The 24,660-nt window shown below is 53.4% G+C and carries 29 protein-coding genes; 17 read left to right on the forward strand and 12 right to left on the reverse strand.

Annotated features, from left to right (window positions below; all coding sequences use genetic code 11):
- The 3 genes from P1U71_RS01200 to P1U71_RS01210 all read right to left on the reverse strand — a co-directional run.
- The coding region (locus P1U71_RS01200; protein ID WP_301103717.1) for a di-heme oxidoredictase family protein at positions 1-779 on the reverse strand (779 nt) is incomplete at its 3' end.
- Between the two features lie 17 nt (positions 780-796).
- On the reverse strand, positions 797-2,026 hold the full coding sequence (locus P1U71_RS01205) for an imelysin family protein (RefSeq protein ID WP_301103718.1): 1,230 nt from the start codon (positions 2,024-2,026) through the stop codon (positions 797-799).
- 14 nt (positions 2,027-2,040) lie between these two features.
- A complete protein-coding gene (locus P1U71_RS01210) occupies positions 2,041-3,123 on the reverse strand; it encodes a hypothetical protein (RefSeq protein WP_301103719.1) in 1,083 nt (360 codons plus the stop codon).
- 254 nt (positions 3,124-3,377) lie between these two features.
- Here P1U71_RS01210 and msbA point away from each other — a divergent pair, with 254 nt between their 5' ends.
- Positions 3,378-5,180: a lipid A export permease/ATP-binding protein MsbA gene (msbA, locus tag P1U71_RS01215; protein ID WP_301103720.1), complete on the forward strand. Its 1,803-nt coding sequence runs from the start codon at positions 3,378-3,380 to the stop codon at positions 5,178-5,180.
- On the opposite strand, the gene P1U71_RS01220 is transcribed toward msbA, so the two are convergent.
- Positions 5,177-6,148, reverse strand: a complete 972-nt coding sequence (locus P1U71_RS01220; protein ID WP_301103721.1) for a glycosyltransferase family 9 protein — start codon at positions 6,146-6,148, stop codon at positions 5,177-5,179. The two genes, msbA and P1U71_RS01220, sit on opposite strands and share 4 nt — an antisense overlap.
- Positions 6,149-6,375: 227 nt before the next feature.
- Here P1U71_RS01220 and P1U71_RS01225 point away from each other — a divergent pair, with 227 nt between their 5' ends.
- Entirely contained in the window at positions 6,376-6,831 is a 456-nt protein-coding gene (locus P1U71_RS01225) for a molybdopterin-dependent oxidoreductase (RefSeq protein WP_301103746.1), read from the forward strand.
- Positions 6,821-7,492 carry a histidine phosphatase family protein gene (locus P1U71_RS01230; protein WP_301103722.1) on the forward strand — a complete coding sequence of 224 codons (672 nt, stop codon included), beginning with the start codon at positions 6,821-6,823 and terminating at the stop codon, positions 7,490-7,492. Before P1U71_RS01225 ends, P1U71_RS01230 begins: the two co-directional genes overlap by 11 nt.
- An 11-nt stretch (positions 7,493-7,503) precedes the next feature.
- Here the strand turns inward: P1U71_RS01230 and cobT are convergent, their stop codons facing one another.
- Positions 7,504-8,520 (reverse strand): nicotinate-nucleotide--dimethylbenzimidazole phosphoribosyltransferase, encoded by a 1,017-nt coding sequence (cobT, locus tag P1U71_RS01235; protein ID WP_301103723.1) that lies wholly within the window; start codon positions 8,518-8,520, stop codon positions 7,504-7,506.
- A gap of 219 nt (positions 8,521-8,739) precedes the next feature.
- On the opposite strand from cobT, the gene P1U71_RS01240 reads away from it, so the two are divergent.
- Complete coding sequence (locus tag P1U71_RS01240; protein ID WP_301103724.1) at positions 8,740-9,273, forward strand: peroxiredoxin-like family protein; 534 nt, start codon at positions 8,740-8,742, stop codon at positions 9,271-9,273.
- A 153-nt stretch (positions 9,274-9,426) separates the two neighbouring features.
- On the forward strand, positions 9,427-10,617 hold the full coding sequence (locus P1U71_RS01245) for a CaiB/BaiF CoA-transferase family protein (RefSeq protein WP_301103725.1): 1,191 nt from the start codon (positions 9,427-9,429) through the stop codon (positions 10,615-10,617).
- On the opposite strand, the gene P1U71_RS01250 is transcribed toward P1U71_RS01245, so the two are convergent.
- Positions 10,614-11,333, reverse strand: coding sequence for a hypothetical protein (locus tag P1U71_RS01250; protein ID WP_301103726.1), 720 nt, complete (start codon positions 11,331-11,333; stop codon positions 10,614-10,616). The genes P1U71_RS01245 and P1U71_RS01250 overlap by 4 nt on opposite strands.
- A 130-nt stretch (positions 11,334-11,463) precedes the next feature.
- Between P1U71_RS01250 and P1U71_RS01255 the strand changes: the two genes are divergently transcribed.
- Together P1U71_RS01255 and P1U71_RS01260 are read left to right on the forward strand one after the other, a co-directional pair.
- Entirely contained in the window at positions 11,464-12,723 is a 1,260-nt protein-coding gene (locus tag P1U71_RS01255; protein ID WP_301103727.1) for a PQQ-dependent sugar dehydrogenase, read from the forward strand.
- 128 nt (positions 12,724-12,851) lie between these two features.
- The gene (locus P1U71_RS01260) at positions 12,852-13,175 is read left to right on the forward strand and encodes a GcrA family cell cycle regulator (protein ID WP_301103728.1); all 324 of its coding nucleotides are present in this window, start codon (positions 12,852-12,854) and stop codon (positions 13,173-13,175) included.
- Between the two features lie 5 nt (positions 13,176-13,180).
- Here P1U71_RS01260 and P1U71_RS01265 read toward each other — a convergent pair whose 3' ends face one another.
- Entirely contained in the window at positions 13,181-13,531 is a 351-nt protein-coding gene (locus tag P1U71_RS01265; RefSeq protein ID WP_301103729.1) for a DOPA 4,5-dioxygenase family protein, read from the reverse strand.
- Between the two features lie 127 nt (positions 13,532-13,658).
- Here P1U71_RS01265 and P1U71_RS01270 point away from each other — a divergent pair, with 127 nt between their 5' ends.
- The 6 genes from P1U71_RS01270 to P1U71_RS01295 all read left to right on the forward strand — a co-directional run bounded on the left by P1U71_RS01270 (position 13,659) and on the right by P1U71_RS01295 (position 17,221).
- Positions 13,659-14,519, forward strand: coding sequence for a crotonase/enoyl-CoA hydratase family protein (locus P1U71_RS01270; protein ID WP_301103730.1), 861 nt, complete (start codon positions 13,659-13,661; stop codon positions 14,517-14,519).
- 112 nt (positions 14,520-14,631) lie between these two features.
- The gene (locus P1U71_RS01275; RefSeq protein ID WP_301103731.1) at positions 14,632-15,279 is read left to right on the forward strand and encodes a hypothetical protein; all 648 of its coding nucleotides are present in this window, start codon (positions 14,632-14,634) and stop codon (positions 15,277-15,279) included.
- Between the two features lie 100 nt (positions 15,280-15,379).
- Positions 15,380-15,667, forward strand: coding sequence for a YggT family protein (locus P1U71_RS01280; protein WP_301103732.1), 288 nt, complete (start codon positions 15,380-15,382; stop codon positions 15,665-15,667).
- A gap of 29 nt (positions 15,668-15,696) precedes the next feature.
- Entirely contained in the window at positions 15,697-15,981 is a 285-nt protein-coding gene (locus P1U71_RS01285) for a DUF167 family protein (protein WP_301103733.1), read from the forward strand.
- 31 nt (positions 15,982-16,012) lie between these two features.
- Positions 16,013-16,897 carry a bifunctional methylenetetrahydrofolate dehydrogenase/methenyltetrahydrofolate cyclohydrolase FolD gene (gene folD / locus P1U71_RS01290; protein ID WP_301103734.1) on the forward strand — a complete coding sequence of 295 codons (885 nt, stop codon included), beginning with the start codon at positions 16,013-16,015 and terminating at the stop codon, positions 16,895-16,897.
- 9 nt (positions 16,898-16,906) lie between these two features.
- On the forward strand, positions 16,907-17,221 hold the full coding sequence (locus tag P1U71_RS01295) for a hypothetical protein (protein ID WP_301103735.1): 315 nt from the start codon (positions 16,907-16,909) through the stop codon (positions 17,219-17,221).
- A 5-nt stretch (positions 17,222-17,226) separates the two neighbouring features.
- On the opposite strand, the gene P1U71_RS01300 is transcribed toward P1U71_RS01295, so the two are convergent.
- On the reverse strand, positions 17,227-18,435 hold the full coding sequence (locus tag P1U71_RS01300; protein ID WP_301103736.1) for an argininosuccinate synthase: 1,209 nt from the start codon (positions 18,433-18,435) through the stop codon (positions 17,227-17,229).
- 100 nt (positions 18,436-18,535) lie between these two features.
- Entirely contained in the window at positions 18,536-19,102 is a 567-nt protein-coding gene (locus tag P1U71_RS01305) for a helix-turn-helix domain-containing protein (RefSeq protein WP_301103737.1), read from the reverse strand.
- A gap of 98 nt (positions 19,103-19,200) precedes the next feature.
- On the opposite strand from P1U71_RS01305, the gene P1U71_RS01310 reads away from it, so the two are divergent.
- Entirely contained in the window at positions 19,201-20,373 is a 1,173-nt protein-coding gene (locus P1U71_RS01310) for a benzoate/H(+) symporter BenE family transporter (RefSeq protein ID WP_301103738.1), read from the forward strand.
- 36 nt (positions 20,374-20,409) lie between these two features.
- Positions 20,410-20,880 (forward strand): GNAT family N-acetyltransferase, encoded by a 471-nt coding sequence (locus P1U71_RS01315; RefSeq protein ID WP_301103740.1) that lies wholly within the window; start codon positions 20,410-20,412, stop codon positions 20,878-20,880.
- Here the strand turns inward: P1U71_RS01315 and rlmN are convergent.
- The 3 genes from rlmN to P1U71_RS01330 all read right to left on the reverse strand — a co-directional run bounded on the left by rlmN (position 20,875) and on the right by P1U71_RS01330 (position 23,251).
- Complete coding sequence (gene rlmN / locus P1U71_RS01320) at positions 20,875-22,041, reverse strand: 23S rRNA (adenine(2503)-C(2))-methyltransferase RlmN (protein WP_301103741.1); 1,167 nt, start codon at positions 22,039-22,041, stop codon at positions 20,875-20,877. The two genes, P1U71_RS01315 and rlmN, sit on opposite strands and share 6 nt — an antisense overlap.
- A 49-nt stretch (positions 22,042-22,090) precedes the next feature.
- Positions 22,091-22,582 (reverse strand): invasion associated locus B family protein, encoded by a 492-nt coding sequence (locus P1U71_RS01325; protein WP_301103742.1) that lies wholly within the window; start codon positions 22,580-22,582, stop codon positions 22,091-22,093.
- A 129-nt stretch (positions 22,583-22,711) separates the two neighbouring features.
- A complete protein-coding gene (locus tag P1U71_RS01330) occupies positions 22,712-23,251 on the reverse strand; it encodes an RNA methyltransferase (RefSeq protein WP_301103743.1) in 540 nt (179 codons plus the stop codon).
- 69 nt (positions 23,252-23,320) lie between these two features.
- Here P1U71_RS01330 and P1U71_RS01335 point away from each other — a divergent pair, with 69 nt between their 5' ends.
- The gene (locus P1U71_RS01335) at positions 23,321-24,349 is read left to right on the forward strand and encodes an asparaginase (RefSeq protein WP_301103744.1); all 1,029 of its coding nucleotides are present in this window, start codon (positions 23,321-23,323) and stop codon (positions 24,347-24,349) included.
- Positions 24,350-24,436: 87 nt separating this feature from the next.
- A partial coding sequence (locus P1U71_RS01340; protein WP_301103745.1) for an alcohol dehydrogenase catalytic domain-containing protein occupies positions 24,437-24,660 on the forward strand: 224 nt, incomplete at its 3' end.

The raw sequence follows: 24,660 nt of genomic DNA on the forward strand, positions 1-24,660 counted from the left end.
GATTTCCATCCAAACCGGCCGATGCGCATTTCTTTTTCACCTTGGTCCCACACATGGTTGAGCCGACCGGAAATACCGTCATCATCCGCGTCATCCGGGTCTGCAAGCGCTAGTAAATCTTCTTCAGAAATTGCTTCTAGCAGCCCAAGGCCAATAACCGCCGGTGCCACCCGGGGCGAAATCATGATATCCGATCCCAATGGTCCAAAGGCGAGATCCGTGAAACGATAGTCGGGCCGAAGAAGGGAATAGGGCGCGCCATCGGCAAACTCGCCGGGGACTTCGGTGGTTTCGATCGTTACCTTGCCCTCCGCGGGGATAGAAGGAATAGCCCGGTCGTTCAGCTGATCGCCATAGGCAGGATGAGGGTTTGGACCGCCATGTTCATTCGTTCCCGGGACACTGAGCCGGACAAGCATGGAGAGAAACTCGCCGCCCTTCTCCGTCGGTGGTTGGCCGCGACCGTCTCTTAGATGGCAACCTGAGCAGGAAACCCGGTTAAAGGTAGGGCCGAGCCCATCGAGTGTTTTAACCGATGCGGGCGCGATCACCCAGTTGGTGTTGAAGAGCTTGTTGCCAAAGAAAAAAATCCGCAACTGATCGCGGGTTATATTCGCGGCCGGCAGTGAGAAAGAGTTTTTCCCCCGGGTCGGTTGTGTCGTTTCCCCGCCCGGAGAATCTAATATCGGAGCTTTGGTATCATAGCCAGCCTTAACGATCGTGGCTGATAGGATAACCGTTAGTATCAGGGCTGCTGTGATCCAAAGCGTCCGTATCATTTAAACACTAGTTCCTTTTAACCGCCGGTTGGTACAATGACCTTAACCCCCAAAAGCTTGCCAATGTCCTTAATGACATCTGACTGAGCTTGCAAGGCTGTAATCACGGCCTCGGCTTCCGCGCGGGCCTGACTTTTCGGTGCCGACCCCAGAATCGAGTCGAAAGGATAATTGAGCGCTGAAATCGCCGCATCCGTCTGGTTGAGGGCGGTGATCATGCGGTTGTTAAGATCCGGGGCGAGATCACCGATAAGATCGCTGAAACCCGGACCATTGACACTGCCATAGCTGCCGAAATAGACATTCCGTATGCCGCGCTGATCAAAAATGACGTCATTCAGTGTGTTGTCGGAGAAACAGGACTGTTCGTCCTCCTGATCGCCGCTGTCCAGACCAGTTGCAATACGTTCAAGGGCCAGTTCAAACTCGCTCAGCGTTGCGAGAGAGGTCAGAATTCGGCCAAGGGCTTCGCGATCCGAATATGCCTTGAATGTTGCAGCGTAGCTGTCTGGGTCGGCGGTGTTCCACGCAGCGACCAGCCATTCCAGATCGGCAACCAGCATCTCTGTGATCGTTTTAAGATAGAGCCGCCGCCTGTCGTTGTTATCCTTGCTGACTGTGAAATCAGTATAAGGGCGGTTACCAGCGGTCGTGGGGTTCATGTCCTGTCCCCAGAGCAGGAATTCGATGGCGTGAAAGCCTGTCGTGACGTCAGCTTCGTCCTCCACCTGATCATTCTCACGAATGGAGGCGGCGGTGATTTCGATAGACGTATCATTGATGATCCCGGCCTTCGGGTTTCCGTCGACATAATCGATAAAGCCTTCATTCATGGGCCAGGCGTTCAGCCGCCCTTCCGGTCCTTCTTCACCCGTCTTTTCATCGACGAAATCAATCGGGCCTTCATAAAAGCGGAATGCCTCCGTCTGCAGGTAGCTGGCACGGGCATTGAGCCAAGCGTTCCGCGCCGCGTTCAGCGTATCTTGGGACGGGTTTTCCAGTAGTGTACCGATGGCGGTTTGCAAATCTTTTGCGTCCAGCAGCGACTGTTTATAGTTTTCCGCAACCAGCGCGGCATAATTTGCGATGACCGGATAGGCATCATATTCGGGAATGTAGCCAGCGGCATCTTTATCGAGGGCATAGCTGGAGATGTTCCGGACTGGATCGGTTTGCGATGCATAGGACGCAGATGCAAGGGCCAGCGCGATGCAGGAAATGCCTGCATATAAGCTAATTTTTTTCATCGGGTTCCTCATGATTAAAATTCAATTGCGTATGAAAGGAGAAGGCCGAGACCTTCTGAATCGACGTTGTCTTCTTCGGCACCGCGCCAAGCGGCCGCTACGCCGAGACCCATGTCAAAGACATAACCCACGGTAAGGTCAACGACATAATCATCCGTTGTGACGCCGCCAACTTCAGTATCGCGCAGCTGGTAGGTGGTCGAGGCCACCCAGTTTTCATAGTTGAGCGCCACGCCACCGGTGAAATACTTCGCGGTGTCATCGCCCATGCCACCGTAATTATCGAAATAGACATATTCAGCCATGGGAGAAATGGTCAAGTTTTCGCCGATGTTAAAGGCGTATTCGCCGCCAATGGCATAGCCAAGCTGCCGGTCGTTGCCATCTTCTCCCGCGCCAAGAGAGGAGAAACCGAGATGATATCGAAATCCGGCCAAATGTTGAAATTCACCGTCGAGCGCGACTGCAAATGATGAGAAGTCTTCCGTATTGCCAGCGCCGCCGTCTGAGAGGCGCAATGGCCCCCGTTTTGTGCCGACGGAATTGCTTAAGAAACTTGTATCCTGGAAAAAAGTGCTGGCTGATATCGTATGTACACCCGCGGCTTCGAAATGAAACCCGCCGCCGAAGCCAATCATCTCCGCCATCTCATAGTCTTCGTTCAGATTGGTCCCGAAAATACCCGGTGCGATATCCCAGGCGATGCCGAAGTTCGGGGTGAATTTACCGGCATAGGCAGAAACGGTCTCGCCATCGTAATTGGCCGTAATAATATTCAGATATCCCCCCAAATCTTCGAACGCCCGATCGCTTGTGGCATCTTCGACAGGTTCCAGTGTGGCTTCGAAATTAAGAGAGAACACTTCGGTAAAGGCGACAGTCGTGCCAAGAATGACCGTTGGGTACAGATCGTTAATCTCAGCAGCGGGATCATCTGACTGGTATGTCCAGTCATCTTCAATCTCGATGGAAAGCTCTCCGGTTATCTGCGGAAAACTCGCTTCCTCGGCGGATGCGGATTGGGCGGAAAATGATAACGGAAAAGCGGCGGTAAGCGCCAACAGGAGTCCCGTTGACCCCGAACGGTAATTTAACATGGAAATGTTCTTTCAGGTGCTAAGTTTGATTTTCATTCGCAATAACAACTAATAATAAAAATGCCAATCATTCGCAACAACAATCTTGACAAAATGGATGCTTTGGTCTGGATTGGTGGCGGTCGCTCCAATACTGTTGTATCTCGGTCGTGTATAAGGTGTACGAGGGCGCAAAAACGGTGTTTTAGCTATTCAGAAAAAGGGGCCTGTGGTACCTGTGTGCCAGTTTTGACAAGGTAAGGCCGGATAACAGATTGAGCAAATCAACACCCGAAATGCCGAATAAGTCCGCGACCGTGGTCCTGTATGGTCGATTGTTGCGGGACTATGTCTCGCATTATAAAGGCCGATTATTTCTTGCCGTTTTCTTTATGATCGTGAGCGCATTGACGGCCACGGCGACCGCTTTTGTCATGAAGCCGATTGTTGATGAGGTGTTCTTCGATAAAAATCCAGAGTTCGTTGTTTACACCACCCTCGCTGTGGTCGGTATCTTCGCCGCCCGAGGGTTCGCGACATATGGGCAAACGATCGTCATGGATTGGGTTGGCACACGAATTGTTTCTGATATCCAGAAAAACCTGTTTAAAAAACTCGTGTTTGCTGATCTAGCCTGGTTTCATGAAAATGCCTCCGGCCATCTGATTTCCCGGTTCGTTTTTGACACGAATCACTTGAAAACGGTCGCTACCCAGACTTTGGTGGTCATGACCAAGGATAGTCTGACGGCTATATTCCTGATCGCGTCGCTGTTTTATTACGACTGGAAAATGGCTCTGTTTATCCTGATAGCCTTGCCTCCCGGGGCGCTGGCAATCCGTCAACTCGGCAAACGCTCCCGCAAGGCATCCAACAAGGTGCTTGAGCAGACCGCGGATTTCAGCTCTTTCCTGGAAGAGAATTTTCAGGGAATTCGCGTCGTCAAGGCCTATGACCGGGAGAACCAAGCGGTACAACAGGGCGATGAGGTGATTGATGATCGCTTCAAGATGCAATTCAAGGCGTTGAGAATTGAGGCGTCAAGCGGACCGATTGTTGAGACTTTGGCAGGCTTGCTGATTGCCGGGGTGATTTTTTACGGCGCGAGCAATGTTATTGAAGGGCAAACAACGCCGGGTACATTTTTCGCCTTTATCACGGCGATCATGCTTGCCTATCAACCTATCAAAAGCGTGGCGAAGCTTTTCCCGCGGATGCAGACCGGTCTTGCGGCGGCGCAGCGGATCTTTGCGTTGTTGGATATCGATCACAAGGTTGTGGATAGCCCAACGGCAGCCCCGCTTGAATTCCATCGCGGCGATGTAGAGTTCCATCACGTCAAATTCGCCTATCAGACCGACGAAATAGTCCTGAAGGATATTTCGCTGAAACTGGAGGCTGGCAAAAGGGTCGCTCTGGTCGGTCCTTCGGGGGGGGGGAAGTCAACCATCTTGAACCTGATCCCGCGATTTTATGATGTAAATGACGGCGATATTCTGGTTGACGGGCAAAATGTCCGTGATGTTACCATGGCGTCGCTTCGCCAGAAAATTGCGCTGGTCAGCCAGGATGTATTTCTGTTTGACGATACGATAAAGGCGAATATTGCGTATGGACGGGATGATGCGACGGACGATGAGATCGTCGAGGCAGCGAAGGCTGCGGCTGTGCATGATTTCGTCTCAGCACTACCGAAGGGATATGACACGCTGGTGGGCAGTCATGGCGTGCGTCTTTCCGGTGGCCAGAAGCAGCGTATTTCCATCGCGCGCGCCATGCTGAAAGATGCGCCGATCCTGCTGCTGGACGAGGCAACCTCTGCCCTTGATACTGAATCCGAGCGTAAAATCCAGAGGGCGCTTAAACATCTGATGAAAGGGCGAACATCACTGGTGATTGCGCACCGTCTCTCGACTATTCTCGATGCGGATACGATAAATGTCGTGGTCGAAGGGGAAGTTGTGGAAAGCGGGACCCATGATCAACTGTTAAAGCAAGACGGGGTTTATGCGGACCTCTATAATCATCAGTTTTCATTTGACGGTGGCGTTACGCCCTTCCGCGAGGTCAAGCCCTAACCTGATAGCGGGGTCTCTTTACTGATCCGGCGGTAGAATTTTTCGACTTCATCCCGCACATATTGGAAGGGAAGCGGTTCATCCTTTCCTTCGATTGCGGTTCCCTCGGGCCGGATAATCGGTGTGCCCGGCGGGGTGCTTTTAAGGCAAAGGGATTTATCGCCCCAGGGCCCATATACGGCGGGTTTTCCAATACCAAAAAGGGCCACGGTTGGAATTTGCACGGCCACTGCCGTATGCATCAGGCCGGAATCATTGCCGACAAACAGCGCGCATTGTGACAAAACAGCCGCAGCCTCCATCGGGGTGGTCTTGCCAACCAGATCGATAACCTGATTATCGGGGAGGGCCTCTACGACCGGCAGGGCCTGAGCCTCTTCTCCCGGGGCACCAAAAACGGCGACACGCGCACCTTCAAGAATGCTGCCCTCAGCCGTCAGTTCTTTCGCGAGCCTGAGATAATTTTCAAAGTGCCACTGCTTCTGATAAAAATTGGCGGTTGGAGCGAGAGCCAGTATCGGCCCTCGTGCTTCATTTGGGCCCAGCCATTTATGCGTCGCCTTGAGTTCAGCTTCGCTTGGCTCAATTCTCGGCGGTAAGGGCGTATCGAGGCCGATCAGCCTCGCATTGGCAACGGCTTTGTGGATATCGTCCTGACCGCCCCGCCAGATATGCCGGTGACGACCGGGAAGAAACCCGAGCAGGGAGCCTCGAAAATCGACGATGCGGTGCCAGAACACAGGACCAAGCTTCAGTGCGACTTCCGGCCAATGCAGGCTAAATCGGCGCTTCTGTATGCCGATGACGCGCTCAACACCCGGAATGGATTCAAAGATGCTTTTGGGAATATTGCCGCAGATGACTGTGACGGGTATATCCGGTTCCGTCTCCAGGAGGTAATGAAGCACGCCCGTCGTCAGGACGGCATCCCCGAGCCGATTAGAGGCGACAAATAAAGTCCGCTTCATAAAAAAACCTTTGAACGTAATCTTTAGTATCGGGTACATATACGATTATTACCGTCACCTCCATCATTATCAGGCTTGAATGATCGGGAGGCGGGTTTGAAACAGGTTTTATAGACGGCTGCGGTGAACGCGGGCGATCAAAATTGATTGGGAGTGAAGCATTGGCAGATTCTTTTGCAAAGAGTGACAGGTCATTCAGTTACAGAAATTTTCTTTTTTTGGTTGTGATGACCGCGATGCTTGTCTTCGGTGCCTCATTATCCCGTGCGGATGATCAGCAACTGATGATTACAGGCAATATCACCTCCATTCATGGCGCAATATATTTTAGCCCGGGCGATATGGCGGCTTCGACACCGATCGAAGTTATCACAAGCAGCCCTTGGACGACGGGAAAGACACGTTTTCGCGGCGTTCTCTTGCGGGATATCCTGGACAAGGTCGAAGCCGACGGCACCGTTCTCAAAGCCACGGCGACTGACGGTTATACGGTCGAAATTCCCATCTCCGACGCGGAGGATTTTGAGGTTATCATCGCCTATAAGATGGACGGGGAATGGCTGGAAGAAGGGGTCTATGCGCCTTTTTGGATCATCTATCCCTATGATACGGACAAGGAACTCGCCCAGGAAAAATATTATGGTCGTTCGATCTGGCAGCTCACGAAATTAGTTGTCGAATAAAAGCGCCGCGTCTGATCGACTGTCCGATGATATGACTGGGGACTATGTGGCGCGGGAATGGTGGCTGGTGCGCCACGCGCCAGTAGAGGCTGCCGGTATGATATACGGGCATCTCGATCTGGACGCCGGTTTTTCGGATACGGGCAGGCTAGATGATTTGGCGCATTTCCTTCCCAAGGAGGGAGCCGTTGTCACCAGTGATCTGGCGCGATGCCGGGATACTGCGCGGCATATTCTCCAACGGCAGCAAGATGTTGATCCCCCTCTCATCGAACGCGCCTCGCTTCGGGAGCAGAACTTTGGCCGGTGGGAAGGAAAAACCTACCAGGAAATTGAGGTTGCAGACGCAGAGAGCTATCGCGCTTTCTTTAATGATCCGGTGGTCTGCAAACCGGATGGGGGCGAGAATTTTCAGGGTCTTCTGGATCGGGTGCAGGGAGAGCTTGAGATTCTCTCGCAGTCGATGGAGGCGCAAAATCTCATACTCGTTACCCATGCAGGGGTCATACGTGCGATGGTGGGGCTGGCGCTAGGCATGGCACCTGAAAAGATGCTCTCCCTCGTGATAGATCCCCTCTCCCTCACCCATCTGACCTCATTTCAAAGCGCAGAGGAAACAAGTTGGCGGGTAAATTTTGTAAATGACTTGAACCGCCTCTGATTTGCGAGGAACTAGTCGGCTTTTTCCTCGCTTACCCCTGCATCAGCAAAGCTCGCCATACCGTTATGGGTTGCGACGGCGCCCTTGATGATCGCAAGGGCAAGGGCCGCGCCTGATCCCTCACCAAGACGCATGCCAAGCGAAAGAAGGGGCACCTTATTGATAGCCTTGAGCAGTTTCTTGTGGCCGGGCTCAGCCGAAACATGTCCGGCGACGCAATGATCGAGCGTTTTGGCGTTTGCTTTAAAAAGCACGGTAGCGGCGGCCGTCGCGACAAATCCATCAAGGAGGACAGGGATATGCTTTTGCCGGGCGGACAGGATTGCGCCGACCATGGCGGCGATTTCACGCCCGCCAAGGCACTGCAATATCTTGAGTGGATCATCAAGAATGTCGCGGTGCCGCGCAAGCCCGGCATCGATGACCGCCGCTTTTCGTTGCACGCCTTCTTCGGAAACGCCGGTTCCAGGTCCTGCCCATTCTGCGCCGGTGCCGCCAAGAAGAGCGGCGGAGAGGGCGGCTGCCACGGTGGTATTGCCGATTCCCATCTCTCCGACGACGAGAATGTCCGTGTCATTGTCAACCGAGCTCCAGCCTGCGGCAAGCGCCGCGGCGCACTCTGCCTCGCTCATGGCAGGAGCGCTCGTGAAATCAGCCGTCGGGTTGTCGAGCTCCAGTGCCTTGACTGAAAAACTTGCGCCAAAAGCGAGGGCAAGTTGATTGATCGCCGCGCCGCCATTCTCAAAGTTCGCGACCATTTGAACCGTCACTTCTTGCGGGAAGGCAGAAATACCCTGATCGCAGACCCCGTGATTTCCTGCAAAAATAACAACCTGGGGCTTGTCGCAGCTTGGGGGATGCTTGCTCTGCCAGCCGGAAAGCCAAATTGCGAGAGCTTCGAGCTCTCCAAGTGAGCCGGCCGGTTTTGTGAGTACGGCATCGCGGGCAACCGCGGCATCAGAGGCGGCTTGGTTTATCGTCGTGAGGCTGGAGAGTTCCTTGCGGAATTCGCTAAGTGACGGGGCCATCTTTAATTAAAACCTGTGCTTGTAAAGGAAGGGGCCGTGAATTTGGGCTATTCTAGGGAAGAACGCATTTAATTCAATCCATGGAACGACATAAATTTGCGGAAATACGGTCTGCGCAATCGCCTCTTGTTTTCCTCTCAATGAGTTTCTAGGTTATTGGAATGAATGTTCCATAATGGTTGAAAGACTGAAGCATAACTCCGCAAAGGAATAGATAAAATGACAAGCAGTAAACTTACGGCAGGGCAGGTATTTCCGAAAATTGAAGTCCCTCTCGTTTCGGGCGGCACGTTAGCCATCGGAACTGACACAGCAACGGCTGATAATTGGCGACTTGTTATCATCTATCGTGGAAAACATTGCCCAATATGCATGCGTTATTTAACGCAGCTTGAAAGCCTTAAAGGAGAGTTCGAGGGCGCCGGCATGGACGTTGTTGCAATCTCCGGGGATGGGCATGAGAAGGCCGCTGCTGTCACCGATGAGAATGGGCTGAGCTTTCCGGTTGGCTATGATTTGTCTATAGAGCAAATGGTGGAGCTGGGGCTCTATATTTCCGATCCACGCTCTCCCAAGGAGACGGATCAGCCGTTCCCGGAGCCGGGACTTTTTGTTATCCGACCAGATAACGTTATTCAGATTATCGATATTTCAAACGCTCCATTTGCCCGGCCGGAACTTGGGGCAATTCTTCGGGGTGTAAAATTTATCCGCGAGAATGACTATCCGGTTCGTGGAACCCATGCCGCGTAAAATATTGGCAGATTGATATTTAGTCACAGAGTGAGTGCCGATATTTCACTTTTAAAAGAATTGCCAAATGTGGCAATTAAGTGCACTCTTGCCTACAAAATCGTGGGCAATACACCTGTGTAAAAATAACAAAAACGTTCAGGAAGGAGTAATATGTCAAATATTTTATCGGGAATTCGGGTGCTGGATTTCGGCCGCTATATCGCGGGCCCATATTGCGCGACGGTCCTATCGGACTTCGGTGCCGAAGTCATCCGGATCGAGAAACTGGCGGGCAGTGAAGACCGCTATGTAACGCCCCTTACGGAAGAGCAGACGGGCGACGGCGGCCTTTTTATGCAGATGGCGCAGAATAAAAAGGGCATTACCCTCAATCCGATGAAGCCCGAAGGGCGTGAGGTGGTCAAACGACTGGTGAAGACCGCCGATGTGGTTGTTGCCAATCTGCCGATTGAAACACTTGAGGCCATGGGGCTTGATTATGAAAGCCTGAAAGCCGTCAAGGAAGACATTATCCTGACGCATGGATCGGCCTTTGGAGACGAAGGCCCGTACAAAAACCGCGTCGGGTTTGATGGTCTCGGTCAGGCGATGTCGGGTGCGATGTATATGTCTGGCAGTGAGGATGAACCACGGAAATTATATGGTCCCTATGTCGATTTTACGACGGCCCTCATGGGTGCAATCGGGACGATGGCCGCGCTCCGACACCGCGATATGACCGGCGAAGGGCAGGTCATCAATACGTCCCTCTTCGGTTCTTCCGTGCTTATTTCCAGTGTGACTCTGATGGAACAGGCGATGCTGCAACTAAACCGAGTTGGAACGGCAAACCGCGCGCAAGGCGCCGGACCGGGGGACACATTCAAGACTAAGGACGGCTGGGTCTTGGTGCAATCACTTGGTTGGCCGCTGTTCGAACGTTGGACAAAGCTGATCGGGGAAGATCACTGGCTCAGTGATCCGCGGTTCAAGACGGACCAGAGCCGTGGTGACAATAACGAAATCATCTCGGAACGTATGGCGAAATGGTGCGCGGAGAGAACCACGAAAGAAGCAATCGCCGAGATGGATAAGGTGCGTCTTCCTTGCGGCCCTGTCATGTCCCCGCAGGATGTACTGGACGATCCGCATCTTGCGGCCATGGGTCTGCTGACGGAAGTTGAATATCCGGGTTTTGACAAGAAAATCCCTGTTACCGAACTCCCGATCAAGATGTCGAAAACCGATACAAAGCTTAAAAGCCGGGCGCCGACTTTGGGGGAACATACGGACGAAATCATGCAAAGCCTTGGGTATTCGGCTGATGAGGTGGCAGATTTACGGTCCAAGCGTGTAATTTAACTGCCACATGCGGCTTGCCGCTGCGCAAGCGGCGGCAGCCAATGATCCAGAAATTGATCGAGCCAGATACGCAGGTCGGCGTCATATTTACGTCGACCCTCAAGCTGTAGCTCTTTTGACTGCGCGCCGGGATCACTCAGCATATGCGCTGCCTTTGTTGCCCATCGGCGGTTCATGGCTTCGGTCACTTCCGGGTGGAACTGAATGCCAAAGGCTTTCTTGCCAACCTGAAAGGCCTGGTTTGGAAAGAAATCACCGCTGGCGAGCAAGGTGGCCTCATCCGGCACCTCAAATCCTTCCCGATGCCATTGATACGCCATCATCGGCTTTTTAAAGAGAGGATCTCCGTTATCTGTCGGGGTTAGCTGATAATAACCGACCTCTCGCAGGCCTTTTTCATGTTCTGCGACCCGGGCACCCAGCGCCCGCGCCATTATCTGCGCCCCGAGGCAAATCCCGAGATATGGGGTTTCGCTTTTGAGCAGAACATCGATCAGTTTGATTTCTTCGCGGATGAATTCCTCATGATCGTCATTAGCGCTCATCGGGCCGCCGAAAATAACAGCGGCGGCATGGTCGCCCATTGACTTTGGGAGCGGATGGCCGATTGCGGGAATGCGCATATCGAGCTCAAATCCGCGGGTACGGATGGCTTCACCGACGCGGCCCGGGTCGGAGGTAGCCTGATGCATAACGAGAAGAACTTTTTGCGACATATTTAATGCAGTACCCTGACTTAAATGAAAAACCGGCCGGCGCCTTAGTTTAGCTTTCCTTTAGGTCGATACAAGACCATATCCAGTAATTATCAGAAAATGATTGGTAATTGATTACCAGCGAGGGGATATGACTAGTAAAATGGCAACGCTTGGATATCTGACAATCCTGATAGGGCTTTTCGTTATTGCAACGCCTGTTCCTATGGTGTTTGCGCAGGATACGGATGAGGTCGGGGCGACGATCACCATCCGTGCTGAAGACCTTCCCAAGCCTTACGCAACACCGGTTGAGGCGCTCAGCCCGCGGCGGGTAAGCTCAAATAAGAAGGGTGAACTCAATCTGCCGCCCGGTTTCAAGGTGAACCCTTTCCGCCGAGGTTTGACTCATGCCCGGTGGCTCAAGACCCTGGGTAACGGGGATGTCCTGCTGGCGGAACCACGCGGCGGCAAGATTACCATCCTGCGTGATGCGGATGGCGATGGCCGGGCGGAAATCGAGAAAACACTGGTCGATGATCTGGAAACGCCGCATGGCATGGCGATCATTGGTGATTGGCTCTATATCGGCGAGGAAACACAGGTGCGCCGTATTCCCTTCAAAGTCGGTGATCTTGACGTTAGCGGTCCGATAGAGGACGTCACCGAACCCGGTTCCCTCGGTGATGGACACGGGCATTGGACGCGTATTCTGCTCCATGACGAGAAGAATAACGCCCTCTATATTTCTGTTGGAAGCGCGTCGAACATCGGAGTTGAGCCGTTACCACGGGCGAGTATCCAAAAACTCTATCTTGATGATAATCGCATGGAAACGGTGGCGACAGGCCTTCGAAACCCTGTCGGTATGGATTTTAACCCCGTGACCGGCGCGCTGTATACGGTGGTGAATGAACGTGATGGCTATGGCGATGGCTTGGTGCCGGATTTCCTTACCGAAGTAAAGAAAGATGGGTTTTACGGATGGCCCTATGCCTATTCCGGTCAGTATCCTGATCCGGATTATGCGGACAGGGCACCGGAGATGGTGGCGAAATCGATCTTGCCGGACGTCTTGTTCCAATCGCACTCCGCCCCTCTCGGTCTTGTATTCTATCAAGGGGAGCAGTTCCCCGAAGAGTATAAAAACGAGGCGTTCGTTGCGTTTCAGGGTTCGTGGAATGCATCTGTACCGACGGGCTATAAAATAGTCCGGGTGCCTTTTGAAAATGGTCGTCCCACCGGTTCCTATCAGAATTTTGCAACCGGCTTTCGTATCGAAATGGAAGATCCCGGTGCCGCGAAAGTCTGGGGCCGGCCTGTCGGCCTCGCCGTGGCAGCCGATGGATCGCTGCTTGTTGCTGACGCTGTCAGTCAGACGGTGTGGCGTATCTCCTACGCACAGGAATAGTTCAAGGCGGAATTATTATAGACTCTCTGCGCTGTCAGGGATATATCAGTGAGGCTTTGGCGGCGGCGTGACTTATGTGCGATTGTGATCCGCCGACAATTAGGGCAACGGCAACAAAAGAGCGTGGAATGAGTTGGACTGAAGAACGTATTGAGAAGCTTAAAAAGCTATGGGGCTCAGGCAAGACAGCCGCTGAAATTGCCGAAGAACTGGGGGACGTCACCCGCAATGCCGTTATCGGTAAAGCAAACCGCCTTGGCTTGTCGTCCAAATCAACGCCTGCCGCGACAAAGCCCAAAAAGAAAGTCATTCCGGCGCATCGCGCCTGCCAGTGGCCCATCGGTCATCCAGGGGAGGATAATTTCCATTTTTGCGGTGATGAAGCGGTGCCGAGCAAGCCTTATTGCCTGAAGCATTGCAATATGGCCTATCAAAACAAAGACAATAACTAGGCAATTCAGGCCGCTTCAAACATTCCGAGATTAAGTTTCAACTTTTCGCCAAGCCAAAGCGCATGATCGCGATGATCTTCAAGATCACGACCGGTCTCCGGATGGACAAGGATATCGAGGCCTTGGCGGTTGAGCATAAGCCAGGGAACAATTCTTCTGAATTCTTCCGTTGAGAACGCCACTTGGTACATGGAAATCGGATGGGGCCCGACCGGCCTGTCATGCCAGCGCCCCAAGGCTACGTCAAACAGTTCGTCCAACTGCTCGCGAACCTCGGCGGCGGCGGATTTTGTGTCTGGGCGATAATAGATATGGGCGTGATACCCGATTATTCTCTGGTTCAAGTCCTGAGGCATATCAATTTTCCTTCGAAAATTCACTGGCGTTTAAGAGCCGATCCTTGTTAACATAGGTACTCTAGGTTGCTTTGTCATGGCAGGACAATGCAGGCGCAATAAAAACATATAAACCGGAGGAAAACCCGTGTCCTATGAGCATATCCTTTATGATGTCGAAGATCAGATTCTGACGATTACGCTTAATCGCCCGGATAACCTGAATGCCTTTACCAAGATTATGCGCAATGAGTTGGTCGACGCATTCGAAAAGGCGGATAATGATGACGATGTCCGGATTATCATTGTTACCGGTGCGGGGCGGGCATTCTGCGCGGGCGCCGATCTTGGAAAAGGGACGGAGACCTTCGATTATAAGGCGCGCGGCGAGGTGAATGAGGGCGAGGTCCATCGCGATGGCGGCGGTCAGGTGACTTTGCGGATGTACCAATCGAAGAAGCCGATCATCGGTGCCATCAACGGTCCTGCGGTTGGTATCGGGGCAACCATGACCTTGCCGATGGATATCCGTCTTGCCTCCGAAAAGGCTCGCATCGGATTTGTCTTCTCGCGCCGGGGCATTGTGATGGAGGCTTGCAGCAGTTGGTTCCTGCCGCGCCTTGTCGGTATTTCGCAGGCCGCTGAATGGGTTTATTCAGGGCGTATCTTCCCGGCGGATGAGGCGAAAGCGGGAGGGCTCGTGAAGGAGGTTTATCCGCATGATGAACTGCTCCCGGCCGCCCGCAGCCTTGCGAAGGAGCTTATTGCTGATTCCGCGCCTGTCTCGATCGCGCTCTGCCGTCAGATGATGTGGCGCATGATGGGCGCGGATCATCCGATGGAAGCCCATAAGGTTGATAGCCGGGGTATTCAGGTGATGGGGAAAAGCCCGGATGTTGCCGAAGGAATTACGTCCTTCCTTGAGAAGCGACCGGCAAAATTCTCCATGCGACCCTCAACGGATATGCCCGATTTCTATCCCTGGTGGGACGAGCCGGAATTTAAATAGGCATAGCGGCATATGTAACTGCACTTTATATGTGTTAATTATGTTGAATTAATACAATCATAGATTATATTCGGTTCTTGCATGTCTTCCATCAGGAACCGGAGATAATCTTATGAAGCTCGCATCCATTCTTGTTCAGGGCGGCCTTTTTGTTGTTATTGTCGCCGCCGCTGTTGTCGGCGTGCGGGAGGCACAAAAACATGTTGATGCGACCGGACAAAACGCCATTACGGTGGTTGGCAGTGTAGCGACCGACGAAAAAGTGACGCTTGACGAATTTTCTGTGAATATCTTCACCGGGCGAGGTGCAATCTCGGGGCTCTCCGTTCCAAATTCCGGTATCGGCTCGTCACCGACGAGTTTTGTTGTCGACAAGGCCGAGGTGAAGATCGTACCCTGGAGCCTTCTCTGGGGGCGGCTGCATATCAGGTCGATTGATATCACCAATCCGGCGATCGATCTCGAAACCAGCGCTACAAGCTCCAATCTCGCAATCATTCTGGCGGCGGCGGCGGCCTATGCCGTGACAGCTGATAAATCCGATGATGACAAGAAGCTCCGGGTGGATAGCCTGACGATTACCGGGGCGAAGCTGACCGGGAAAATCTATCCACTATCGACGAAAATCTCGCTGACCTTGCCGGATATCAAGATGAGTAACATGGGATCAAATGGCGATGGCATGACCCAGGCTGATTTTGTGCAGGCTGTCCTGACCGAGGTTGTCAATCAGGCAACAACATCGGCCCTGCATCCCTGAAACAGAAAACCCACATTTGCTATAAGAAGGCTGCAGAATAGTTGCGTTTTGCGGGCGCAGCGCCTAAATGTAGGGTGGATAAAATTGAGCAGGTATATACATGACATCCTTACTCTATCTGATTAGCACGATTATCAGTATTTTCATCTGGCTTTTGATTGCAAATGCGATTTTGAGTTGGCTCGTTGCGTTTAATGTCGTCAATACGAACAATCAGTTTGTCTCGACGGTGGGTAATTTCCTGTACAGGATCACAGAGCCGCCGCTTCGTCCGATCAGGAAGATCATTCCGACCATGGGCGGCCTCGATGTCTCGCCGGTTGTGCTGATCTTGCTGCTGATTTTCCTTCGCAATCTCCTGTTTGAATATGCACCGATGATGATGTGATCTTGCCGCTTCGACGATGTGATAACGGTGTGTTGCTTGATATCCGTCTCACGCCCAACGCCGCACAAAACCGGATTGACGGTATTTTTAGAGATGGTGAAGGGCGTTCAAGACTTAAGGTTAAAGTGACGGCGATTGCGGAAAAAGGGAAAGCGAATGACGCTCTGGTCAAATTTCTGTCGAAATCAATAAAGTCCGCACGCGGAAATTTTGAGATCGTTTCAGGCACACTTGATCGAAATAAGACATTGTTGGTCAAGGGCGAGCCATCAGAGATGGAAAATAAGTTAAAAACCTGGCTTGAACAAATCTGATCGGACGGGCTACCGGCAAGGGGATGATGGAATGACGGCAACAATTATCGATGGCAAGGCCTTCGCGGCCCGTGTCCGGGAAAAGGCGGGCAAGCAGGTTGCTGCCCTTAAGGAAACACATGGTTTAATGCCGGGACTGGCGGTTGTATTGGTCGGGGAAGATCCGGCAAGCCAAGTCTACGTCCGTAACAAGGGTAAGGCCACAACTGAGGCCGGTATGAAATCCAAAGAAATCCGCCTGGAGATGACCGCAAGCCAAGAAGACGTACTGGAGATTGTGCATCGGCTCAATGCGGACCCTACAATTCACGGTATTCTCGTGCAATTGCCCTTGCCCAAGCAGGTTGATGAAATGGCCGTTCTCGACGCCATTGATCCGATGAAGGATGTCGATGGCTTTCACGTTATTAATACCGGCCGACAGGCGGTTGGCCTTCCCGCAATGGTTCCCTGCACGCCGCTTGGCTGCCTTATGATGCTGAAAGATACGCTCGGCGATCTTTCCGGCCTGCATGCCGTTATTGTTGGCCGGTCGAACATTGTCGGCAAACCGATGGCGAGTTTGCTTCTATCTGAGAATTGCACGGTGACGATAGCGCATTCCCGTACGCGTGACTTGCCAGAGGTCTGCCGGGGGGCGGATATTCTGGTTGCGGCGGTGGGCCGTCCAGAAATGATCCGGGGCGATTGGGTGAAACCCGGTGCCACAGTGATCGATGTTGGCATCAACCGTATCCCGAAGGAAGACGGTAAAACCCGGCTTGTTGGCGATGTCTGCTTTTCCGAGGCTGTAGAAGTGGCGGGGGCGATTACCCCGGTTCCGGGCGGCGTTGGTCCGATGACGATTGCCTGCCTGCTGGCCAACACGATAACGGCCGCCTGCCGTCAGGCAGGTGTTCCCGAACCAAAGGTGTAATTTCTTCCTGTGCGATATTCCCGCCCGCTTCTCGGACGTTTTTTTAAATTCATCGCCGTTGGCGCGTTGGTGGGAATTGTCTTCAGCATTCTCTTTATCGCGCTGCCGATGGCCGGTGTCCTGTTCACCTTAAGCGCATTCGATATTGGCTGGACACTGCCATGGGCCCCGTCAATGCCGCAAATTATGGCGGTTGGGGCGATTGCTGGAGGGGCGTTTGCCGCCGTGCTCTTTATCAAGGACCGCTATGTCCCCTATGTGGAGGAAGTCCCTGATTTCGAGGGTGATGACGATGATCCGGGGCCGGATCATCGCCTTCATTAAGAGTTTTAGCCTTTCTGCCGATGCAGAAGTCGCAGACGAAGGGCGTTCAGCTTGATAAAGCCTTCGGCGTCGCGCTGGTCATAAACCGTGTCTTCTTCGAACGTTACATGCTCCATCGAATAGAGGGAGTAGGGGCTTTTGCGCCCGACAACGCTCACGCGGCCCTTGAAGAGTTTGAGCCGAACGGTACCGGTGACTTTTTCCTGGCTTTTGTCGATCAGGGCCTGCAGCATTTCCCGCTCCGGGGAGAACCAGAGGCCGTTATAAATCAATTCCGCATAGCGCGGCATGATGTCGTCTTTCAGATGCATGGCTCCGCGATCGAGGGTGATCTGCTCAATCCCGCGATGCGCCTCCAGCATGATGGTACCGCCCGGAGTTTCATAAATGCCGCGTGACTTCATGCCGACAAACCGGCCTTCCACGAGATCGAGCCGCCCAACACCATTGTCACCGGCGAGCTTGTTGAGCGCGGTCAGCAGGTCGGCCGGGCTCAACCGCTTGCCATTAACGGCGACCGGGTCGCCTTTTTCATACTCAACCTCGATATAGGTCGGGATATCCGGCGCATCTTCCGGCGCGACGGTTCGTGAATAAACATACTCCCTGGCTTCTTCCCACGGATCTTCCAGCGCCTTGCCTTCCGCCGAGATATGGAGGAGGTTCGCATCAACCGAGAACGGCGCTTCGCCGCGTTTGTCCTTCGGGATCGGGATCTGGTTCTTCTCGGCGAATTCAATCAGCTTGGTGCGGGAGTTGAGGTCCCATTTCCGCCAGGGGGAAATCACCTTGATATCCGGGTTAAGCGCATAGTAGCCAAGCTCGAAACGAACCTGGTCATTCCCTTTACCGGTTGCGCCATGGGCGACGGCATCGGCGCCGACCTCTTTCGCAATCTCGATTTGACGTTTTGAAATCAGCGGCCGTGCGATGGAGGTACCAAGAAGGTATTGCCCTTCATAGACGGCATTGGCGCGGAACATCGGGAAAACAAAGTCACGGACAAATTCTTCGCGAAGATCGTCGATATAGATTTCCTTGATGCCCAGCATCTCTGCTTTGGCGCGGGCCGGTTCCAGTTCTTCCCCCTGGCCAAGATCAGCCGTGAAGGTAACGACTTCGCAGTTATATTCAGTCTGCAGCCATTTTAAAATGACGGAGGTATCAAGACCGCCGGAATAGGCGAGAACGACTTTTTTGATTTCTTGGGACATAACGGGTGACCTCAATCGGGAATCTGTTATTCAGGCAAATTTGCAGCGCGCAAACTAGGGGAAAAGCGGGGGTTTCGCAAGGGGCAGATTTCCGCATATTTCAGGTGCGATGCGGATAATGGATGACGGACAAGGTAACGGCCTTTTCATCGCCCCGGTTTCGATAGCCATGAGGGCGATCGCCGCGAAAGCGGATTGTTTGCCCTATTTCAAGTGGATGCCAGATGTCGTCAGTCAGGACCTCCATCTTCCCGGACATGACGGTGATATGCTCGATAACGCCCGCTTCATGCGGCTCCGAAAGACGCTCATAACCCGGCATAAATGTCAGTTCCATCAGGTCAAAGCCGAAGCGTGGCTCAAACGGGAAAAGTGGCGCGACGGCCATGCCTTTATCGCCGGGAATGTTGCGGATATCATTGGCGTCCCGGATGACCGTGTCCGCCGCGATTTCGGGTAACGGTTCCATAAGGGAGGAGACGGACACTTTAAACCCCGTTGCCAGCTTCCAGAGGACAGCCGTTGTCGGGCTTGATTCGCCCCGTTCAATCTGGCCCAGCATGGCCTTGCTTACACTAGTTGCCGTCGCGGCGGCATCCAGGCTCCAACCGCGATCTTTGCGGAGCTGCCTCAGGGTTATGGAAAGATGATCCTTCAGATCTTGCATATGAGTCCATTTTTTGCTTGAGCGTTATAACGCACATCTGCTAGATTACCGCCACTTGTGCGTTATAACGTATATATTGCTGAATGGTATAGATCAAAATGCTTCGCTTCTTCTCCCCGAGCTATATTTCCGCAGGGTTTGTCGCTGTTCTGGTCGGCTATGCCGGGGCGGGGGCGATTGTCTTTCAGGCCGCGAATGCGGCAGGTGCCACACCGGACCAGATCAGCTCCTGGCTCTGGGCGGTTGGCGTCGGGATGGGGGTGAGCAGCATTGGCCTGACCCTATTTTATCGCCAGCCTATCCTGATCGCCTGGTCAACGCCTGGGGCAGCGCTCCTTGCGACAAGTCTGCCCGGCATACCAATGGGGGATGCGATTGGTGCTTTTATCTTCAGCTCTGTCCTTCTTACTCTCTGTGGCGTAACGGGCCTTTTTCAGAAAATCATGGCATTCGTACCGCAATCGCTCGCGTCGGCCTTGCTGGCGGCAATATTACTGCGCTTCGGTCTTGATGCTTTTGTCGCGCTGGAGGCGGATGTACTGATGGTCGGTGCGATGGTGATTGTCTTCCTCGCGGCCAAGCAGTTCCTGCCGCGCTATGTTATCCCCCTAACAGTCTTGACGGGAATTGTGATTGCATTGCTGGGCGGGCAGATTTCCGAGATTGAGGCTGATTTTACGCTTACATGGCCGGTTTTTGTGATGCCGAGCTTTGACCTCCCCACGCTGATTGGTGTTGGTATCCCGCTTTTTATCGTAACTATGGCCTCCCAGAATGTGCCGGGGATCGCGGCCCTTCGCGCGCATGGCTATGACGTGCCTGCGTCCCCGTTGATCGGGTGGTCGGGGCTGACAGGCGTTGTGCTGGCGCCCTTCGGGGGCTATGCCTTCAACCTTGCCGCCATCACAGCGGCCCTTTGTATGAGTCCGGATGTGCATCCCGATCCGGCGAAGCGGTATCCGGCTGTCCTCTGGGCGTCTTTCTTTTATGGTCTCGCCGGGCTTTTTGGCGCGACCATTACGGCTCTTTTTATCGCCTTTCCGGCGGCGCTTGTCATGGCGATTGCCGGGCTCGCCCTGTTGTCTACGATCGCCAATAGCCTAGATGCGGCCCTTAAAGTAGAGGCGGAGCGCGATGCGGCAATCCTGACCTTCGCCGTCACGGCATCAGGCATGACTCTCCTTTCCATCGGGGCGCCGTTCTGGGGACTTATTATCGGCATGTGCGCCTACCTCTTCCACAAGCGCTTTACGGCAGGGGCAAAAAGATGAAATATCGTTCTTGCGAAACATGGTCAGGGAAGTTCAATGATAACAGTTGCGGTAAAGGAAGAAGGGTTCCATGAATGGCAGGCGCTGCTCACGCTTCTGTTTGATGCTTTTGCATATATGGAGACCCGGATCGATCCACCCTCCTCTCTGGGCCATCTGAATGAGGAGACTGTTGTTCAAAAAGCGGCGGAAGAAACGCTTCTTTTGGCGCGAGAGGAAGGCAAGTTGATTGGATGTTGTTTTCTGAAAGATATGGGCGAGAAAATATATCTCGGCAAGCTTGCGGTTAACCCAAAGGCACAGCAATCAGGTATTGGTCTTGCGCTTGTAAATGCTGCGATTGATCTGTGTCGTGCCGAAGGAAAAAAGCTGATTGAACTCCAGTCGCGTGTTGAACTTACCGAGGTGCATGATTTCTTCCGCCGTTGCGGCTTTCGCCAGACTGGCACAACAGCCCATAAAGGCTACGACCGTCCCACCAGCATTACCATGCAGCTTGAATTATAAGCTGGCGCTTGCTGCGTTCTCTTTGTGACGCACGGACGCCGGGGCTTTCTTGCTTGCGGATTTAAGCTGACCGCAGGCCGCCATGATATCTCGACCGCGCGGCACGCGAATAGGGGAAGAATAGCCGGCATCATTGACGATCTTCGCAAAGCGATGCATCGCGTTGTTGCTGGAACATTGATATTGCGTGCCGGGCCATGGGTTGAACGGGATCAAGTTGACTTTTGCCGGGATATCTTTCAGCAATCGGACAAGCTCCCGTGCGTCAGCCGGGCTGTCATTAATGCCATCCAACATGACATATTCGAAAGTGATCCGGCGCGCATTGTTGCTGCCAGGATATTCCTTGCAGGCCTGCAACAGCTCCTTGATCGGGTAGCGCTTGTTGATCGGCACCAGTATGTCGCGCACGTCGTTGTTAACCGCATGCAGTGAGATGGCGAGATTGACGCCAAGTTCCTCACCGCATTGCCGGATTTTCGGAACAACACCGGACGTTGAGAGGGTGATCCGCCGCTTGGACAGCGAAATGCCTTCACCATCCATGATAATTTTCAGCGCCTTGGCGACGTTATCGTAGTTTAGAAGCGGCTCGCCCATACCCATCATGACGATGTTGGAGATCATCCGCTCACCCTTCGGGCTCGGCCACTCGTTAATCGTGTCGCGCGCGACGAGCATTTGGGAGATGATCTCGCCCGCCGTCAGGTTCCGCACAAGCTTCATGGTGCCCGTATGGCAGAAACTGCAGGTGAGGGTGCAGCCGACCTGGCTGGAGACGCAAAGCGCGCCGCGATCCTCTTCGGGGATATGAACCGATTCCACTTCCTGACCATCGGGGAATTTCACCAGCCACTTGCGCGTGCCATCGGTCGATTCCTGAAGGGAAGTGATTTCCGGACGTTCCGCCGTGAATTTTTCGGGCAGCCAGCCGCGCATCTCTTTTGAGATGGAGGACATATCCTCAAACTTGCTGGCGCCGCGGTAGTAAAGCCAGTGGAATAGCTGACGCGCCCGCATCCGGGCGGCTTTCTCATCGATCCCGGTCTCTACCAGCGCAGCCGCTATTTCACTCCGGTCGAGCCCGATCAGGCTCTTGCGGATAGCAAGCAGTTCCGGTTGCCGGTCAACGGCGTCAACATCGGGAATCAAATGATCCATGGCTTCCACTTTAATCTATCAAAAGCGGCTTATACTCTTGTCCGGCCGATCAAGTACAGCTTTTTCTAATCTGCTTGTAGGCGGCAGTAAATCCTTGCAGGGAGTATGTATCGACCGTCAGTGTCCCGCGCGTGGAGGTCCCCTTGATGATCATCTTCGATCCGCCGCGCATCGCTCCAATAAATTTGGTGTCGCTTCCGCCTTCGGGAACCCAGGCGACCTCACCATTTGTCGCCAATAAAAATTTCTGTCCGCCGATAAGGGCCTCTACCGTTGATTTATCCTTGTAGGGATAACCGGAGACATGGCTGACCTCCTCCTTGGATTTGGAGCTTGGCCGGTAGGCAACCATAACATAGATATCGCCGCGATTAACGCCTTGTGGTGTTGACTTGAGCGGTCGCGAGAGCATGTAGCAGACTTTATTGTCATTCTCGACCCAGCTATAGGCAAGCCAATCGGTAAAAGTACCAAGTGCTCGGGGGTCCGCCTGCTGCGCCGTGGCTAATCCCGGCAGGGACAGAAGAAGGGAAAGGATCAAAAACAAGCTAGCCGATAATCTATACATAGATAAAGAATAGCGGTCTGACGCCGATTTTTCCACCCCCGGCGTCTTCAAATTTTCTTCATACTGGAACATCCACTTAACCTGCTGTTTTACTGTCTATCATCAATCCGCTTCACGCCGCTTTATCGGCGCCCCCTGGATATGCTCCTTTAGGGGTTCCGGCTTGCCAAGTTCGCCGGTTGGTCTTTGGGCAAATCGCCCGTGAGTGACAATCCTGTCATACATAACAATTGCCCCTGCGGTTGCAACATTCAGACAGAATTTTGTCGGAATTTTGATGAAGTAGTCGCATTTTTCCTGCATGGCCGGGGAGAGGGAGCCACGTTCACGGCCCAGGACATAGGCGGCGCTTATGGGGTGAAAGAAGCTTGGCAGCTCTGTCGCTTCATCCAATAGTTCCACCCCGACTATCTTGCAACCCTTGGGCAACTGCATCTCGTCCAGATTTTCATAGTCGTACCAGGGGATGTTTTTGGGCGCGACGGAGGTATCTGAGCGAGCCTTGCGAACGGAATACTCGGCACCAACGGTAAAGACAAAGCTCGCGCCGAAGGCGTGGGCCGTGCGGAAAAGGTTGCCCGCATTCATCGGCTTGCTGATCCCTTCAACCCCGATCCCAAAATAACCCCGGGAAACTGCCATAATTGTCTACTCTCCTGACCCGATTTCTGATAAAACGCCCCGAATTCCATATCCGCTTAGGTCCAGAATATGATTAACCATTCCTCCGATAATTCTGCAAGCCTTCCTTTTACTGTGTCAGTCACGCGCGGACCCATGGTGGAAAGCCGTCATCTGGTTCTTGCCGCAGTATCCGATTCGGCAGGCAAGATGGTGCGAAGCTGGGGAAATGTTGATAGCCCGGTGTATCTGCGCTCTGCCATCAAGCCCCTGCAGGCCTTGCCGCTCATTGAAAGCGGTGCGGCGGACGCGTTCAATGTGAGCGAAAAGGAACTGTCGCTCGCCTGCGCATCCCATACAGGGGAGCCTATTCACGTGGAGGCCGTCACCGCATGGCTCGACCGTCTTGGGCTTGGAATAGAGGATCTTGAATGCGGTAGCCACTGGCCGACCTATGACCCGGCGGCGCGCGCGCTCGCCGCAGCGGGGCAGGAGCCAACGGCCGCGCACAACAATTGTTCGGGAAAGCATTCCGGTTTTCTTTGCACCGCCGTTCATTTGAAAGAAAAAACCAATGGCTACATCAGGCGCGAACACCCGGTGCAGCAGCGCATCGTCACCATTCTGGAGGAGTTCACTGATCTTGATCTCTCCAATGCGCCGGTCGGGATAGATGGATGCTCGATCCCGACGATTGGTATCCCGCTTGAGCATGCCGCATTAGCGTTTGCGCGGTTTGCCGATCCGTCCAAGCTCAGTACGGACCGGGCAAAGGCCTGCGCGCGATTACAAAAGGCCATCTCGAAATATCCGGAAATGATTGCCGGGTCCGACAGGCTCTGCACGGCAATCAATGGCGCGGCGAATGGCAAGGTTATCGTCAAGGTCGGGGCGGAAGGTGTTTATCTCGCGGCGCTTCCCGAGGCGGGCATTGGTATCGCGATAAAGGCGGTTGACGGCACAACACGCGCAGTGGAGGTTGCGCTCGGCGCAATCCTCGATGAACTTGGGGTTCTTGATGATACTATCCACCGGGCAATTGATCCCTTTGTCCGTCCAATCCTTCGCAACCGAAATGACATAACCGTCGGCGAGATCAAGGCCGAACTGGACAGCTGAAGAAATCTCGGTGATTGACCTCGGCTTTTGTTGGAGGGTAAGTTTCTGCATCGCAATAACAACAAAAACGACATTTAGGAAGAAATCATGAAAGCTCTTGTTTGCAAGGAATTTGGGGATCCGGATATTCTGGTGATGGAGGATGTGCCGGAACCGGAAGTGAAAAAGGGGATGGTCAAGATCGAGGTGCATTCCGTTGGCCTCAACTTTCCCGACACCCTGATGATTGCCGGCAAATATCAGTTTAAGCCCCCCTTTCCTTTTTCACCGGGCATGGAATCTTCCGGCATTGTCACGGCAGTTGGCGAAGG

Origin of the sequence: Sneathiella sp. (assembly GCF_029233945.1) — a bacterium.
Classification (GTDB): domain Bacteria; phylum Pseudomonadota; class Alphaproteobacteria; order Sneathiellales; family Sneathiellaceae; genus Sneathiella.